The following is a 15,547-nucleotide window of genomic DNA, read 5'->3' as shown; positions in this document are numbered from 1 at the left end:
AATCCATGAGTGCCCTGACCCTGACCCGCGAGAAGATGTACCGAACCGTGGCCCGCCAGCTGCATGGCGTGGTGCCCTGCTGGATTTGCGGTGAGCATGTGGCCCACGCCGACGCAACGCTGGAGCACATCATTCCGCGCAGCGAGGGAGGCAGTAGCCACCAGGACAACCTCTCCATCAGCCACGCCCGCTGCAACCACCAGCGCCACGCGGCGGCCCCGGCGGAGCCCCCCTCAATTGCCTGAGCTGCCAGGCTGAGCGGCCCCTGTCGTCGTTGGTGGCAACAGCGCTTCAATGGCGGCCATGTCCACCCCATCAATCTGGGCGGGCAGCATGTACTGCCGGGCAAAGTGCTCCCACACCCGGCTGTGCAGGAAGTAGCGAAACAGCTCCGGGTCGATGTGCTGGTCTTTGGCCATGAACGCCATGATGCGCAGCGATTCATTCAGAGTCTTGGCGGGCTTGTAGGGCCGGTCGGCAGCGGTCAGCGCCTCAAAAATATCGGCCAGTGCCATCACCCGGTCGGCCAATGTGAGCTGGGCGGCTTGCAGCTTGCGGGGGTAGCCCTTGCCATCCAGCTTCTCATGGTGGGTGGCGGCGATATCGGGCACGCGGGCCAGATGGGCGGGCCAGGGCAAGCTCTTGAGCATGATCAGCGTTTGCACGATGTGGTCGTTGATCTTGAAGCGGTCTTCCTCGGTCAGGGTGCCGCGGCGGATGGACAGGTTGTGAATCTCTCCCATGTGCTGGGCCTGCGCGGGGAGCTGCATATCAAAGCCATAGCGGTTCTTGGGATCACCTTTTTCCACCGGCGGCCTGCGCGTCCCCCAGGGCACCACGTGGTCGGGCCGGTCGGCCAGAAGCTGCTCCTGCACCGGCAAGGGCCTGGCTTCGGGAGATGTGGCCTGCATGCGCATCAGCTCCTGGCTGGACAGGCCCAGGCGGTTGTCAAATTGCCGCACCCAGGGCGTCAATGCCAGCGCCTGCAGGCGTGCCATGTCGGCATCGGCCATGAACTCGCTTCCCGCATTGCAGCGCGCCACAAAGGCAAAGTCATCGTGCAACTGGGCCTGGCACTGCGCCAGCACATGCTGCAGGGCGGCACGGTCGCCGCCATTGGCCACACCTTGCCAGAAGGTGATCTCGGCATCACGCCACAACACCTCAAAGCGCATACGCACTTCATGGATGCGGTTGTAAATGGTTTCCAGCTTGGTGGCCTTGTCGATGATGTGCTCCGGGCTGGTGACCTTGCCGCAATCGTGCAGCCAGGCCCCCAGGTGGAACTCATACCGCTCGTCCTCGCTCATGGTGAAGTCGGCGTACGGCCCGCTGCGGTCCTGCACCAGGCGATCGATGAGCATGCCCGCAAGTTGGGGCACCCGTTCACAGTGCCCGCCGGTGTAGGGGCTCTTGGCATCAATGGCATCCGCCATCAGGCGGATCACTGCGTCCAGCAAGGCCTTTTGCGCCTCGATCAGTTGGCGCGTCTCTATCGACACGGCCAGCATGCCCGACAGTTGGTGCACGAACTGGGTGAACGAGGCATCGGCGTGCCCCGCATCGCTGCTGTGCTGCAGAACCAACAGGCCTTCGAGCTTGCCACTGCGCCCGCGCAAAGCCACCTGCATTTCCAGCACCCCGGGGGCCACCTCCCTGCGTACAGCGGCCGCGGCGGCCGCGTGCTGCGCGGGCAGCGGCCCCTGCGCCAGCAGGGTGCCGGCGACTGCGGCCTGTTGCATCCCTTGCACGCTGCTGTCCACCAGGTACACCGCCCCTCCGTGGCAGCGGGTGGCGGACACCATTTTCTGCAGCACATTGGTCAGCATGCGCTCCACCTTGGGCTCGGTCGCCATGTCCTGGCTGATCTGCAAGAAGGTCTCGATCGTCTCGCCCATCTCCCCCATCACGTCCGACAGGTTATTCACTTCACGGATGAAGTTCGGCGGCTCGCGCACCCGGTGAAAGTCGAACTGGCTCATCCGCTGGGCCAGCGCCGTCAGACGGTCCAGCCTGCGGCCAATGGCAGCCCCGGCGAGCCATCCCAGCGGCATGAGCAGCAGGGCCAGCGCCACGATGGCCAGGGCCAGCCGAACCGCTTTGGTCTTGAGGTCCCCCAGCAAGTCATCACTGGGTGCCGCCACCAGCAACTGCAGCCCGTCGGACTGCCACACATCGAAAGGCAGCACCACCCCCAGCCACTCAGTCCCCGCCACATCGTAGGGCTGCACCTTGCCCTGCCCTACCCCCAGCGCATGCAAACCGGACAGGCCGGGCACGCCAAGCTCTGCGATGTTGCGAAAATCGATCCGGCCTTCGCCCTGCACCAGCACGCGGCGCATGTCCGGGTAGGCCAGCACCTGGTTTTTGGCATTCACCAGTGCCAGTTGGGCATTGGGGGAGGTGCGCAAATCACTGAGGCTGGCGGCCAGGTCGTCCAGCACCACATCGATGCCGAAAACGGCGCCCCCCTCCAGATTGGCTTGGCTTAGCGTCAGCCCTAACTGCTGCGTAGTGAAAAACACATACGGCTCGGTGAAGGCGGCGGTGTTCGTTGCCCGTGCGGCCTGGTACCAAGGCCTGGTGCGCGGATCAAACTGGTAGTCGGCTTGCAGGCGGCGCTGCAACAGGCGGCGCTCCGCGTCAAAAAACAGGAATTCGCCCTGCGGCTTGCCACCCTGCACCTGGACGGACTGGACGAGAAAACTGGCCTTGGACGGTGGTTGGAAGCGCTCCCGCAAGGCGGGCTGGTCCAGCGGACGGACCAGAAAAAAAGCGCCATCGGCATAACCCACAAATACCGAAGAAACCAGACGATTGGCCACCAACACATCGGACAGGATGCGTATCTGGCCCATCCGCTGCTCCAGGGAATCGGCATGGCTCAAAGGGGTAGAGGTCAATAAGCGCAAGGTAGCCTGGGCGGGCTCCAGCATGCGGTGGGATTTTTCGGTGATGAGCAAACCGGCATCACGCGCCGATCTGGAAGCCGCATCCAGCAAGGACTGACGCGCCCCCAGCCAACCCAGCGCAATGATGGTAATGGCCAGAATGGCCATGGACACCACCACCACCGAGGCAATGGACAACCTGATGGGCCAACCCGGCGGCGCGGATATTCCGCCGTTTTCGTCTTTCGAATCCGGCCTCTTGTGTATTGCCATGCGGCGCCCTCCCTGGGTATTGCGATAGCCCGCCTGCACACCAATCAGCGTGGCGCATCAGGACTTGACAAGTTGTAACCCGCAATGGCTTAATTTACCAATTGGTTAATTAGCGATTTCCACAACCCATGCGACATGCAAGACGCCCTTAGCACCACCTTCGCCGCCCTGGCTGACCCGACGCGACGCGCCATCCTGGCGCGCCTGTCCAGCGGTGAAAGCTCGGTCAGCGACCTGGCCAAGCCTTTTGCCATGAGCGCGCCAGCCATCACGAAGCACCTGAAAGTGCTGCAGCGCGCCGGCCTCATCAGCCAGGGGCGGCAGGCCCAGTGGCGCCCCTGCAAGCTCGAAGCCCAGCCCCTGCGCGAAGCCGCCGACTGGGTGGCGCAGTACCGCCAGCACTGGGAAGATCGGCTGGACCGCCTGGAAGACTATTTGGCCACCCTGCAAGCCCCATCTACCGAGGAGAAACCATGACTGCACATGCCCCATTCACCATTTCCCGCTGGCTCAAAGCCCCACGCCCGCTGGTGTGGGAGGTGTATTCCAGCCCCGAGCACCTGCAACACTGGCTGGGCCCCAAGGGCAGCACGGTGACGCACAGCCAGTTGGACTTTCAGGTAGGCGGCACCTACCACTACGCGATGAAGGTCGAAGGCGGCATGGAGCTGTGGGGCAAGTGGTTGTTCCTGGAGCTGCAGGCACCCGAGAAGCTGGTGCTGATCCAGTGTTTCTCCGACCCGCAGGGCGGTGCCACACGCAACCCCTGGGCGGCAGGCTGGCCGATGTACACCCACTCCACCACCACACTGACCGAGCAGGACGGCGGCACGCTGATGACCCTGGTGTGGGCCCCGCACGAAGCCACTGCGGAAGAAGAAGCCCTGTTTGCCGCCAGCCACGACAGCATGCGCCAGGGCTGGGGCGGCAACCTCGACGTGCTGGAAGATTACCTGTCGCTGTTGCAAACGGCTTGACCCCTTCGCTTCGGAGTCACCATGTCACTCACGCTGTACTACCACCCCCTGGCCTCGTACTGCCACAAAGTTCTGGTCGCCCTGTACGAGCACGAGATTGCGTTTGAGGCACGCATCATCGACCTCGGTGCAGAGGCCGACCGTGCGGAGCTCGGCGCGCTCTGGCCCTTCTGCAAATTTCCGCTGCTGCGCGACCACGAACGCCAGCGCACGGTGCCGGAGTCGTCCATCATCATCGAGTACCTGGACCCGTTTGCAGCCCGCCCGCCGCTGATCCCCCAAGACGCCAACGACGCGCTGCAGGTACGCCTGTGGGACCGTATTGTGGACAGCTATGTGCACGAACCGATGCAGGACATCGTGCTCGACCATTTACGGGGTGCGAAAGGCGACACCACCACCCTGCGGGCCACCATCCAGACCGCTTACAGCCTGATCGACACCCAAGTGGCCACACGGCCGTGGATGGTGGGGCAGACGTTCAGCATGGCGGACTGCGCGGCGGCACCCGCGCTCTTTTATGCCCACACCCTGGAGTCCTTTCCAGAGCCCTTGGTGCACCTGCGGGCGTATTTCGAGCGGCTGATGGAGCGGCCCTCGGTGCAGCGGGTGCTGGAAGAAGCCAGGCCCTACTTCCCCATGTACCCGTTCCACAGCGCCATTCCGGCCCGCTTTCTGTAGACGGGATTCGCCCCATCCTGTGCGGGCCTGGGCCCCCGCACGCGTGGCCTACGGGCACGGCGGCGGGCCTAGTCGAACCAGCGCATGCCCACCAACTTTTGCAGCCCGGAGTCGGCCGCCGTCAGGTCACCAGGGCGCGACGGAGGATCGGGCGGGGTCCACTTTTCGGCCAGCACATTGCGGGCGCGCAGGTTCAGCGTGTCCACCGCGGTCGGAGCGGGGAAACCCAGAAAGTGCCCCTGCGCCAGGTGTACGCCCGCGTCGCGGACGATACGCAAATCTTCGGCATCTTCCACGGCCTTGGCGACCAGGCTGGCACCGGTCTTGAACGCCAGGTTGGAGAGGGTGCGCAGCACCTTGGCCTTGTCCGGGTCTTGCTGCAGGTCCTGGCTCATCCGGCTGTCCAGTTTGACCACCGAGGGCTTGAGGCGCAGCCACAGATCGAGGCTGCGCTGCGAGGCCTTCACATCGTCCAGCGCAATGGCGCAGCCCAGTGCCTGCAGTGCGGTGGTACAGCGCTCCAACGCGGTAATTTCTTTGAGCTTGCGGTGCTGGGTTACTTCCACCACCACCCGCTTGCAGGGCACCCGGTGTGCCAGAAACACGCCCTCTAGGCGCTTGAAGGACTTGGGCTCGCTGAGTGCCACCAGCGTGTGGGCACTGAGGTTGAGGTAGATGCGCCCTGCCGTGTGCGGGTAGCCCCAACTCTGCAGCGCGCGGCCCACGCAGGCCAGCTCCAGTTCAATCTGCATCTGCGCCAGTTGGGCCGCGTCCAGCAGCGCCTGGGGCGTTGCCATGTCGCTGTCCTTCTGGCCGCGCACCAAGGCTTCGTGGCCGTCGATGGCACCGCTTTGCAGGGCGATGATGGGTTGGTACAGCGTTTCCAAAGCGCCCTGCTCCAGCACGGCCTGCAAAGGATGGGGCGGGGTTTTGGCAGGCCAGCGCTGCAGCAGGCGGTGGACCAGGGAAACATCGGACATACATCAACCTCGGGCGCAGTACAAAGGGGGAAGAGACAAGCTTTGGGGAGCGTGCACTTTAATTTACGCGCAAAGGAGGAAACTTTCCACACCCAATTGTTCCGGTTTGCACAGGCGCACGAAGCGCCCCGCGCTTACACCCCACCGTCTTGCAAGCGCGCCATAGCCTCTGGAGGCGCCACCCGACGCAGGTAGTCGGCCAGGGTTTTGCCCGGTTCGTCGGTAAAACGGTCCGCAGCACTTTGTAACAATTCAAGCCCCGCCATGCGGTCCAGCCGGAAGCTGCGGAAGTCTTGCCGCGCCTCGCACCAGGCCGCCAGCGTCCAGACCTTGCCCCAGTAAAAACAGCCCAGCGGGCGCAGGGTGCGCTGGCTGGGCTGGTCGTTCGCGTCGCGGTAGTCCACCTGCACCTTGCAGTGGGCCTGGGCGGCTTCGCGCAGGGTGTGCAACGTGGCCTGTACAGCGGGCTCCAGCCCCACAGGCGGCGCGTACACCGCCATGCTCTGGGCCGCCACCCGGGCCGTCGCCGGCAGCACCGACAGAATTTTGCCCAGCGCCACCTGTGCGTTGTGCGCCAGCGCCGGGTCCTGCCAGACCTGGGCCATGCGCACCGAGGCCACCAGCGCGCGCGCCTCGTCCACGGTGAACATCAGCGGGGGCAAGTCAAAGCCCTGGCCCAGGCGGTAGCCCACGCCAGCCTCGCCTTCGATCGGCACCCCCTGGTGCTGCAGGTCGGCCACGTCACGGTAGACGGTGCGCTCGGACACCTCCAGCCGCCGCGCCAAAAAGGCGGCCGTGGTGAGACGGCGGCCCCGGATGAGCTGGACGATTTGGAACAGGCGGTCGGCGCGGCGCATGCGATTTTTAAGTGTTTTAGGCCTCTAGCCCCCATGATACCTGCGCGAACAGCTATTAAAACAATAGCATACAAGCAGCAACCGTACACGCCCCGAAGCGCAACGGCTGCGTGTGGCCGCGGATCACACCAGCGCGTGCAGGCCGACGCGGTTGCCGTCCAGATCGGTGATGTGGGCAAAGAAGCCCATGCCCGGTGGCAGCGCGGTGCGCGGCTGGGCGATCTGGCCACCTTGCCCCACGGCACGCTGCAGCGCCGCATCCAGCGAAGGCGTGGCATCCAGATAGACCAGCGTACCGCCGGCGGCCACTCTGGGCGCCGTGGGGCCCATCATCAGTGCGCCGCCCGTGCCCTCCTGCGCCCTGTCGTAGGCAAACACCGCGCCCTGGCTGGGCCCCATGCTCTCGCGGCGCATGGGGCGACCGAGCACGGCCTCGTAAAAAGCCTGGGCGGCGTCGAGTTGGGTGGTGGGGATTTCAAACCAGCTGATGGCGTTTTTCATCGGAACTCCTTGTTGTGTTGAGGGAGCCCGGATGGTGCCGGGGGGCTACTGACAGCGGTGTGTCAGGAGGGATGCGCCAGCGCCACACGCCGCGCCGCCTGCGTGTGGCCGCCATACCCCCAATCGCTGGCGGCTACCTCGCGCACGATGACATAGCTGGCGGGCTCCAGCCCGTCTCCTGCGCCCAATTGCGCTTCGAGCTCAGCAAACGCGGTCGCAATAAAGGCGGCCTTCTGCTCCGCCGTGTTGGTGCCCTGGGTGATGCTGATCTCCAGCAATGCCGTGGGGCGTTGCACATCGCGGCCACCCACATGCCAGCGTGCGGCGGGCACGTCGTCAATCACCACCGCGGTGACGTCCGCCCGCTTGCCCAGCGCTTCGTGGGTGATGCGGGTCAGGGCTTCGGCCAGGGCGCGGTAGCGCGAGGGGTTTTGCAGCGGCGAGATCTTGAGTTGCAGGGTGGGCATGGTCAGGCTTTCGAAGTGGTGGATGTGGAACGGTTGGCGCGGCGGGCCAGGCGGGCCCGCAAGCGGGTGGCGCTGCGTTGGGCCAGCATCTGACCACCCGCCAGGCTGCGCTGCCAGACGGCATCGGCGCCGCGCCAGAAGTCGTCCACCGCCTCGCGGCGCAGGCGGCGGGCTTCGCGTTTGGCTTGGTCGTGCAGTTGGGCCAGGGCAATGGCGTCGGGGGTGGAGGGGAACATGGTGGACTCCGGTAGGTTCATGGGGGGATGCGATGGTTTGAACTTTATTGATCGAACCAATATTCGGAAACCGCTCAAAATCCATATTGGTTTTGCAGTTTTCGCAAAACAAGACCCACATGCCGCACAATGCCCCCATGCAACTCCACCTCGATGACGTGGCCCTGTTCACCCGCATTGCCAAGCTGGGCACCTTGTCGGCCGCAGCGCGCGAGCGCAATGTGCCGGTGAGCCAGGTCACCCGCGCGCTGACCCGGCTGGAAGCCGCCTGCGGCGTGCGCCTGCTGCACCGCACGACCCACGGCCTGAGCCTGACCGACGAGGGCGACACGCTGCTGAGCTACGGCCAGCGCCTGCTCGACACCACGGCCGAGCTCGACAGCGAACTCAGCGGCAAGCTCAGCGGTCCCAGCGGTTGGGTGCGCATCAGCGTGAGCCCGCTGATGGCCGAGTGTGTGATTGCACCCAGCCTGGCCGGCCTGTACCAACGCTGGCCGCTGCTGCACATCGACATCAACGCCGACGACCGCATCGCCGACATGGCGCGCGACGGCATCGACGTGGCCATCCGCACCGGCACCCCTGCCAGCGACACCTTGGTGGCGCGGCAGATCGGTGAATACGGCCGCACGCTGTATGCGGCGCCCAGCTACCTCACACGCTGCGGCACACCCCAGCACCCGGACGACCTGGCCCTCCACCACCTGATTGCCAACAGTGCCAGCCCCGGCCTGAACCGCTGGAGCCGCACCGGCCAGCCAGACTTCATCGTGCCAGGCCACACCCGTGCCGACAACACGGCCCTGCTACTGAGCCTGGTCGTGCAAGGCGTGGGCATCTCGCGCCTGCACGACCTGATGGCCGCACCCTGGGTGCGCAGCGGCGCGCTGGTGCCGCTGCTGCAAGACCATTTTGCGAGCCCACGCATCCCGATCTACGCGGTGATGCTGCAGGAACGCCACCGCCTGCCCAAGGTGCGGGCGTGTATTGACTACTGGGCGGAGTGGGTCGCGGGCATGTCATGACGGTGCACGCGCACTGACACGGGGCACTGGCGGGCTGCCAAAGCGGGCATCGCTCACCGTACTGGTGCGCATGGCTTGTATACCAGTGGCACAGTTTCTGCTGTACCGGATGCACTATGGCCAACGCATCCGACATCAGCACCCGCATCATTGAAGCCGTTTTGGCGCAAAAGCTTGCGCCTGGCGCCCGCCTGGGCGAGCAACAACTCGCCATGCTGTTTGACTGCAGCCGCACCATCGTGCGCGAAGCCCTCACCCGGTTGGCGGCGCGTGGCATTGTCACGGTCAGCAGCCGGCGCGGCTGGTATGTGATCGAACCCTCATTGAGCGAAGCGCGCGAGGCCTTCGAGGCCCGCCGCGTGATCGAGATGGGCCTGATCCGCTGCACCACTGAGGTGAGCAAGGCCGCCATCAAGAAACTCAAGGCGCATATCAAGACCGAGCAGGCCGCCGTCAAGGGGACGGACGTGGGGCTGCGCAGCTACCTGCTGGGCGACTTCCATGTCTGCCTGGCCGAATGCCTGGGCAACAGCCTGCTGGCCGACACGCTGCGCGACTTCACCGCGCGCACCACGCTGATTGCCATGCTCTACCAATCCACCCACGACGCGGCGCACTCCTGTGCAGAGCACGGCCGCATTGTGGAGGCACTGGAAGCCTCCGACTGGGTGCTGGCCGAGCAGCTCATGCAAGCCCACATTGGCCATGTGCAAGACGCCCTGCGCCTGCAAACCCCCAACGGCGACCCGCTGGCCGAGCTGCGCAGCGCGCTCAGCCCGGTGGGCGAAGGCACAAAACCGAAACCCGTTCGTTTGGCACATGACTTGCATACAAGTCTTGGCGACAAATCTCCCAAAGACCCCTCAACCTACCTTGGAGCCCTGTTATGACCTTTTCCCTGAACAAACGCACCTTCGCTCTGGCCTTGGCCACCAGCGCCTTGTTGGCCGCCACCGGCGCCCACGCACAAACGGCACTGGACGACATCCTGAAATCCAAAGTACTCAAAGTTGCGGTACAGACCGACTCGGCCCCCTACGGCTTTGTGGGCACCGACCTCAAGCCTATCGGCCTGGATGTGGACATGGCCAACCTGATTGGCAAGAAGCTGGGCGTGCCCGTGGAACTGGTGGTGGTGGTGAGCGCCAGCCGCATTCCTGCGCTGCAAACCAAAAAGGCTGACCTGGTCATTGCCACGCTGGGCAAGAACCCCGAGCGCGAAAAAGTGATCGACTTCTCGTCCGCCTACTCCCCATTCTTCCAGGCCGTGTTTGGCCCCAAAAACATCGCCGTCAAAAGCTTTGCAGACCTGGCCGGCAAGTCGGTGGGTGTGACCCGCGGCGCCATGGAAGACCAGGAGCTGGGCAAGGTCGCTCCAGCGGGCGTGGACACCAAGCGTTTTGAAGACAACAACGCCACCATCGCCGCGTTCACAGCGGGCCAGGTGCAGTTTGTGGCCCTGGGTGCCTCGGTGGCCGGCAACATGATGACCAAGAACCCGCAGCTCTCTGCCGAGTACAAGCTGCTGCTCAAGGACAGCCCCAACTTCATCGGCATTGCCAAGGGCGAGGACAAGCTCAAGGCCAAGGTGAACGAGATCATTGCCGACGCCAAAAAGAGCGGCGAGCTGGAAGCCATGGCCAAAAAATGGCTGGGCCGCAGCCTCGGTGACTTGCCGCTGTAACGCCTGATCGAGCATCCCCATGCGCATTCAGCTGGACTTTGGCGCCGTGCTGGCGGAGTGGCCCCTGCTGCTCACCGGCATCGGCTGGACCCTGGCGCTCACGGCCGCTGCGGTGCTGGTGGGCACGGCCCTGGGCATTGCCTGCGCGTGGGTGCGGGCGCGCGGCTTTGGCGCAGAGCTGGCGCCGCGCTGGCTGCAAGTGGTGGTGGGTGGTTATGTGGAGCTGATCCGCAACACGCCCTTCATCGTGCAGCTGTTTTTCATCTTCTTTGGCCTGCCGGCCGCCGGCTTCAAGCTGTCGGCAGAGTCGGCCTCCTTCATCGCCATGGTGATCAACCTCGGGGCCTATGCCACCGAGATCATCCGCGCCGGGCTGGAGGCCACGCCCAAGGGGCAGATCGAAGCCGCAGTGAGCCTGGCACTGACCCGGCTGCAAACCTTTACCCGCGTGGTGCTGCCCCCGGCGCTGCAAAAAATCTGGCCCAGCCTGGTGAGCCAGATCGTCATCGTGATGCTGGGCTCCTCGGTGTGCGGGCAAATCTCCACGCAGGAGCTGAGCTACGCGGCAGACCTGATCCAGAGCAACAATTTCCGCTCCTTCGAGGCCTTCATCGTGGTGGGTGTGCTGTACCTGCTGTTGTCCTTCGCGGTGCGCCACCTGCTCAACTGGGCCGGGGCCACCTTTCTGTTCGGGAGGCGCTAGGCCATGGTTGATTTTTCCCTCTGGGACATCGTGCGCAACCTGCTGCTGGCCCTGCGCTGGACGGTGGGCCTGTCGCTGATTGCCTTCATCGGCGGTGGGCTGGTGGGCTTGCTGCTGCTCATGCTGCGGCTGAGCAAGCTGCCCGGTGCCGGTGTATTTGTGAGCGCCTATGTGCAGCTCTTCCAGGGCGTGCCGCTCTTGGTGCAGCTGTTTTTGGCCTACTACGGGCTGGGCCTGTTTGGCATCAACACCTCGCCCTGGGTGGCAGCGGGCATGGGCCTCACGTTCTACGCCAGCGCCTTCCTGACCGAAATCTGGCGCGGCTGTGTGGCCTCCATCCCCCGCGGCCAGTGGGAGGCCTCGCAAAGCCTGGCGCTGAACTTTGCCGAGCAGCTGCGCTACGTCATCCTGCCCCAGGCCTTCAAGATTGCCGTGGCGCCCACGGTGGGCTTTCTGGTGCAGGTCATCAAGGGCACAGCGTTGGCCTCGGTGATTGGTTTCATGGAGCTGACCAAGGTGGGCAAGACCATTGCCAACGCCACCTACAGCCCGTTTCTCGTGTTCAGCTGTGTGGCCGTTTTGTATTTTGTGCTGTGCTACCCCGTGAGCCTGTACGCCAAATCCCTGGAGAGGAAGTTGCATGCCCCCCGTTGACACCAGCGCCCCCGTGGCGCCCATTGTGGACATCCGCGCGCTGCGCAAATCGTATGGCAGCAACGAGGTGCTCAAGGGCATCGACCTGCAGATTGCCCCCGGCGAGGTGATCGCCATCATCGGCAAAAGCGGCTCGGGCAAAAGCACGCTGCTGCGCTGTATCAACGGACTTGAAGAGTTCCAGAGCGGCGCGCTGACGGTGGACAGCAAACCGCTGCTGCACCGGGACGCCGCCGCCATGCGCGCACTGCGCCAGCGCGTGGGCATGATTTTTCAGGGCTTCAACCTGTTCCCGCACCTGACCGTGGGCAAGAACATCATGCTGGCCCCCAACCTGGTCAAGGCCAAAGACGCGCAAGCCGGTGAAGCCCATGCCCGCACCCTGCTGGCCCGCGTGGGCCTGACTGAGAAGTTTGACGCCTATGCCGACCAGTTATCGGGCGGACAACAGCAGCGCGTGGCGATTGCGCGTGCACTGGCCATGGAACCCGCCGTGCTGCTGTGCGACGAGATCACCAGCGCGCTGGACCCCGAACTGGTGGGCGAGGTGCTGCGGGTGGTGGAAGGCCTGGCGCAGGACGGCATGACACTCTTGATGGTGACGCACGAGATGAGTTTTGCGCGCCGCGTGTCCAACCGCGTGATCTTTATGCACCAGGGCCGTGTGCACGAAATGGGGACACCCGCGGAGATTTTTGGCACGCCGCAAACGCCCGAGCTGCAGCAGTTTTTGTCGTCCCTGCACGACTGAACTGCGGGGACGCTGCGGCGTCTTCGATAATCGGGGCATGAGTGAACCCGTGACCCTGATTCCGCTGGATACCGTCAGCGGCGCCCCGCTGACCCCACCCGCCTCCCGGCCGACCGCCAAATTCATGTTCAAGCACCTGGCGCATGTACTGGCGCTGGGCTTTGGCTCGGGCCTGTCGCGCATTGCACCGGGCACCTCGGGCACGCTATGGGCCTGGGTAGCCTTTGTGGCGCTACAACCTTGGCTGGGCGACGCTGGCTGGGCCTGGCTGATTGGCGGTGGCGCCTTGGTGGGCTGGTGGGCCAGCACGGTCACCGCGCGCAATCTGGGTGTGCTGGACCCCAGCAATGTGGTCGTCGATGAAGTCATCGCCTTTTGGCTGGTGCTGTGGCTGGTCACCCCCACCTCGCTGGTGGGCCAGGTCATGGCCTTTGGCCTGTTCCGCTTTTTTGATGCCGTGAAACCTGGCCCGGTGGGCTGGGCCGATGCGTTGTTCCACCACGTAGACCCGCAGAGCGACCGCCGCGCCTGGAGCAAGGCCGGCTTCGGCATCATGCTGGACGACCTGGTGGCCGCGGGCTGCACCGTGCTAGTGATCGCACTGTGGAGGTTCATCTGAACGCCACCACATCGCTATCAAATCAAGAGCTGCTCACGCAATATCCATGTGCCCTAGTGGCCGATTTGATGCTCAAACACCAGTGGATGCTGGCCACAGCCGAAAGCTGCACTGGCGGCCTGATCGCCGGCGCCTGCACCGACCTGGCGGGCTCCAGCGCCTGGTTTGAGCGTGGTTTTGTCACCTACTCCAACACCGCCAAGACCGAGATGCTGGGGGTGGACGCCACGCTGATCGCCACCCACGGCGCCGTCAGCGAACCCGTGGTGCGCGCCATGGTGCAAGGCGCCCTGCAACACTCCCGCGCCCAGGTGGCCGTCGCCGTGACTGGCGTGGCAGGCCCCACCGGCGGCAGCGCCGACAAACCGGTAGGTACCGTGTGGTTTGGCTGGGCCACGCCTGCGGGCGTGCACAGCGAGGTGCAGCACCTTGCGGGCAACCGCGCAGCAGTGCGTACCGCCACCGTGCACCACGCCCTTAGCCAATTGGCCACCCTGTTGAAGTAGCGCCCCCCAACCGTGCAACCGTCCTGCCTGGACGCCCCATTCCCCCTTTGCCAAAACGGGGGGCGAAGTCAAAACATCCGCAAAAGCCGCACGGCATTTGCTACAGGTCATGGACATACGGAATGTTGCGCAATCCAACGGGTTTTTTCACCACAACGGGACTTCCCTGCCTTGGTCAAGGGCATAACACCACTAGTAGAATCCCTATGGGCTTTTCGGGAGGAGAGTCCGTTTATCCACTTATCAAACCAGAACCATGAAAAAACTTTTGATTGCCTCGGCCATCGTCGCCACCTTCGCAGCACCCCAAGCATTTGCACAAGCCAAGAATTTTGAGGGCTTTAGCGTTTTGGGCGGCGTGAATGTGGCCGCAGCCACATTTGAACAAAATGCCAAAACCGGCTCATCGTCTACATCTGCAACCAGCACATCCAGTAACTTTCAGCTTCAAGCTGAATACACCATGGCGGCTGGTCAGCAATTCACAGTAGGTGTTGGCGTCAACGCTGGTTTGGGTGATCTTCTGTTTGGCCGATGGGCTGCAACCGGCGTTGATCTCAAACTCAAAGACACGCTCGCCGTTTATGTCGCGCCTGGATATGCCATCAGCGATACAACCTTGGTCTATGGAAAAATCGCTGCTATTAGCGGCACTGCAGCAGACACGAGTTCTGTGAGCCTGTCTGGTGTCGGTTATGGCGCAGGTGCTCGCTTCTTGAGCGGCAAGAATGTCTACTACCAAGTTGAGTTCATGCAAAACCAATACAGCGACAAAGAATTCACTACTGTGATTGACAAGTTCAAGAGCAGCGTGTTTTCCTTCGGCGTCGGCTACAAGTTCTAATCCTGTAGTTCCCCGAAAGCAAAAAGCCCGCAGCGATGCGGGCTTTTTTGTGGGCAAAACGCGCTCAGGCGCCGTGGCACTTCTTGTATTTTTTGCCGCTCCCGCAGGGGCAAGGATCGTTGCGGCCGGGTTCGGCTTCCTTGCGTACCGTTTCCACGCGGGGGCCGAAGCTGCTCCAGAGTTCACGCAAGTCGTAGACCGCCCAGACGGCGTCGGCAAAGTCGTTGATACGCTGCTCGCTCACGCTGGGCGGGCCGTCATCCTCAAACACCGAAATCGTGGGCTCGTCGGTGTCATCTTCGGTCAGGGCCACGATGGACTGCAGGGCGGCATCCAGCCATTTTTCGGCCTCCTTGTCGCGGGGCGCCGCCCACTCTTCGGGCCAGGTTTCCACCGCAAACATAAAGCCCAAAGCCCATACCTGGGCGAATGAGGGCAGTTCCTGGTCGGCCATGGCGGCACGGTCTTCTTCTGGCAACACCGCCACGGCGCCGCGCACGTCCATCACTTCGGGGTGGTAGGCGGTCTCGTCGTCCAGGCTTTTCACTTCGGCGGTGAGGCTGCGCAGCACGTCATTCCAGCGGCGTGTCCAAAGCTGCACAAACTGCTGGGCTTGCTCCACGCTGGCAAAACCTCCGGCCTCACCGGACGCAGGAAACTCCAGATCGAGCAGGGCGGGAAAGGACTCGGCGGGAGCGATGGGGCGGCGGCACACGGCCAGCGCCGCCATAAAGCCTTCGCAGAACTCCCACTGCGGCGTTTCATCGTTGCGGCTGCGCAAGTCATCCAGAATAGTGTCTAGGGCGTCGAAGTCGTCCGGGCTCAGGGTGTCTAACAAGGCGGCATCGGTGGCCGCAGGCGTGAGGTTTGGCATAAGCTGTGCAAAAAGAGGGCAGGC

The 15,547-nt window shown here is 63.9% G+C and carries 20 protein-coding genes; 13 read left to right on the top strand and 7 right to left on the bottom strand.

The window, feature by feature from the left end; translation table 11 throughout:
• The first annotated feature begins 5 nt into the window (after positions 1 to 5).
• Entirely contained in the window at positions 6 to 245 is a 240-nt protein-coding gene (locus AC3WS7_RS18290) for an HNH endonuclease (RefSeq protein WP_296468622.1), read from the top strand.
• Here AC3WS7_RS18290 and AC3WS7_RS18285 read toward each other — a convergent pair.
• Positions 234 to 3,164, bottom strand: coding sequence for an HD domain-containing phosphohydrolase (locus tag AC3WS7_RS18285; RefSeq protein ID WP_492657341.1), 2,931 nt, complete (start codon positions 3,162 to 3,164; stop codon positions 234 to 236). The two genes, AC3WS7_RS18290 and AC3WS7_RS18285, sit on opposite strands and share 12 nt — an antisense overlap.
• 135 nt (positions 3,165 to 3,299) lie before the next feature.
• On the opposite strand from AC3WS7_RS18285, the gene AC3WS7_RS18280 reads away from it, so the two are divergent.
• From AC3WS7_RS18280 to AC3WS7_RS18270, 3 genes are read left to right on the top strand one after another with little or no spacing between them, the layout of a single operon-like run.
• Positions 3,300 to 3,641 carry an ArsR/SmtB family transcription factor gene (locus AC3WS7_RS18280; RefSeq protein ID WP_296468627.1) on the top strand — a complete coding sequence of 114 codons (342 nt, stop codon included), beginning with the start codon at positions 3,300 to 3,302 and terminating at the stop codon, positions 3,639 to 3,641.
• Entirely contained in the window at positions 3,638 to 4,141 is a 504-nt protein-coding gene (locus tag AC3WS7_RS18275; RefSeq protein ID WP_296468629.1) for an SRPBCC family protein, read from the top strand. The genes AC3WS7_RS18280 and AC3WS7_RS18275 overlap by 4 nt, the downstream gene beginning before the upstream one ends.
• Before the next feature lie 21 nt (positions 4,142 to 4,162).
• Complete coding sequence (locus AC3WS7_RS18270; RefSeq protein ID WP_492657340.1) at positions 4,163 to 4,822, top strand: glutathione S-transferase family protein; 660 nt, start codon at positions 4,163 to 4,165, stop codon at positions 4,820 to 4,822.
• Between the two features lie 68 nt (positions 4,823 to 4,890).
• On the opposite strand, the gene AC3WS7_RS18265 is transcribed toward AC3WS7_RS18270, so the two are convergent.
• The 5 genes from AC3WS7_RS18265 to AC3WS7_RS18245 form a co-directional block, all read right to left on the bottom strand.
• Positions 4,891 to 5,802 carry an EAL domain-containing protein gene (locus tag AC3WS7_RS18265; RefSeq protein WP_492657339.1) on the bottom strand — a complete coding sequence of 304 codons (912 nt, stop codon included), beginning with the start codon at positions 5,800 to 5,802 and terminating at the stop codon, positions 4,891 to 4,893.
• A gap of 134 nt (positions 5,803 to 5,936) precedes the next feature.
• On the bottom strand, positions 5,937 to 6,659 hold the full coding sequence (locus AC3WS7_RS18260) for a helix-turn-helix transcriptional regulator (RefSeq protein ID WP_296468635.1): 723 nt from the start codon (positions 6,657 to 6,659) through the stop codon (positions 5,937 to 5,939).
• Between the two features lie 123 nt (positions 6,660 to 6,782).
• The gene (locus AC3WS7_RS18255) at positions 6,783 to 7,160 is read right to left on the bottom strand and encodes a VOC family protein (protein ID WP_492657338.1); all 378 of its coding nucleotides are present in this window, start codon (positions 7,158 to 7,160) and stop codon (positions 6,783 to 6,785) included.
• A 62-nt stretch (positions 7,161 to 7,222) separates the two neighbouring features.
• Entirely contained in the window at positions 7,223 to 7,627 is a 405-nt protein-coding gene (locus tag AC3WS7_RS18250; protein WP_492657337.1) for a tautomerase family protein, read from the bottom strand.
• Between the two features lie 2 nt (positions 7,628 to 7,629).
• Positions 7,630 to 7,863: a hypothetical protein gene (locus AC3WS7_RS18245; protein ID WP_492657336.1), complete on the bottom strand. Its 234-nt coding sequence runs from the start codon at positions 7,861 to 7,863 to the stop codon at positions 7,630 to 7,632.
• Positions 7,864 to 8,000: 137 nt separating this feature from the next.
• Here AC3WS7_RS18245 and AC3WS7_RS18240 point away from each other — a divergent pair, with 137 nt between their 5' ends.
• From AC3WS7_RS18240 to AC3WS7_RS18200, 9 genes are all read left to right on the top strand, one after another.
• Positions 8,001 to 8,888, top strand: coding sequence for a LysR family transcriptional regulator (locus tag AC3WS7_RS18240; RefSeq protein WP_492657335.1), 888 nt, complete (start codon positions 8,001 to 8,003; stop codon positions 8,886 to 8,888).
• A 116-nt stretch (positions 8,889 to 9,004) separates the two neighbouring features.
• Positions 9,005 to 9,778, top strand: a complete 774-nt coding sequence (locus AC3WS7_RS18235; RefSeq protein WP_492657334.1) for a GntR family transcriptional regulator — start codon at positions 9,005 to 9,007, stop codon at positions 9,776 to 9,778.
• Positions 9,775 to 10,572 carry a transporter substrate-binding domain-containing protein gene (locus AC3WS7_RS18230; protein ID WP_492657333.1) on the top strand — a complete coding sequence of 266 codons (798 nt, stop codon included), beginning with the start codon at positions 9,775 to 9,777 and terminating at the stop codon, positions 10,570 to 10,572. Before AC3WS7_RS18235 ends, AC3WS7_RS18230 begins: the two co-directional genes overlap by 4 nt.
• A 19-nt stretch (positions 10,573 to 10,591) precedes the next feature.
• Positions 10,592 to 11,275, top strand: a complete 684-nt coding sequence (locus AC3WS7_RS18225; RefSeq protein WP_492657332.1) for an amino acid ABC transporter permease — start codon at positions 10,592 to 10,594, stop codon at positions 11,273 to 11,275.
• Positions 11,276 to 11,278: 3 nt separating this feature from the next.
• Complete coding sequence (locus AC3WS7_RS18220) at positions 11,279 to 11,929, top strand: amino acid ABC transporter permease (protein WP_296468651.1); 651 nt, start codon at positions 11,279 to 11,281, stop codon at positions 11,927 to 11,929.
• Positions 11,916 to 12,680, top strand: coding sequence for an amino acid ABC transporter ATP-binding protein (locus tag AC3WS7_RS18215; protein ID WP_492657331.1), 765 nt, complete (start codon positions 11,916 to 11,918; stop codon positions 12,678 to 12,680). The genes AC3WS7_RS18220 and AC3WS7_RS18215 overlap by 14 nt, the downstream gene beginning before the upstream one ends.
• Before the next feature lie 37 nt (positions 12,681 to 12,717).
• Positions 12,718 to 13,299: a phosphatidylglycerophosphatase A family protein gene (locus tag AC3WS7_RS18210; RefSeq protein ID WP_296468655.1), complete on the top strand. Its 582-nt coding sequence runs from the start codon at positions 12,718 to 12,720 to the stop codon at positions 13,297 to 13,299.
• Positions 13,296 to 13,805: a CinA family protein gene (locus AC3WS7_RS18205; protein WP_492657352.1), complete on the top strand. Its 510-nt coding sequence runs from the start codon at positions 13,296 to 13,298 to the stop codon at positions 13,803 to 13,805. Before AC3WS7_RS18210 ends, AC3WS7_RS18205 begins: the two co-directional genes overlap by 4 nt.
• A 256-nt stretch (positions 13,806 to 14,061) precedes the next feature.
• On the top strand, positions 14,062 to 14,649 hold the full coding sequence (locus tag AC3WS7_RS18200; protein WP_492657330.1) for an outer membrane protein: 588 nt from the start codon (positions 14,062 to 14,064) through the stop codon (positions 14,647 to 14,649).
• Positions 14,650 to 14,713: 64 nt separating this feature from the next.
• Here AC3WS7_RS18200 and AC3WS7_RS18195 read toward each other — a convergent pair whose 3' ends face one another.
• Positions 14,714 to 15,523 carry a UPF0149 family protein gene (locus AC3WS7_RS18195; RefSeq protein ID WP_296468660.1) on the bottom strand — a complete coding sequence of 270 codons (810 nt, stop codon included), beginning with the start codon at positions 15,521 to 15,523 and terminating at the stop codon, positions 14,714 to 14,716.
• Positions 15,524 to 15,547: the final 24 nt, after the last annotated feature.

The organism is Rhodoferax sp. EU05-FHT12H12, from assembly GCF_058791215.1.
This window is presented reverse-complemented; position numbering and strand designations above follow the sequence as displayed.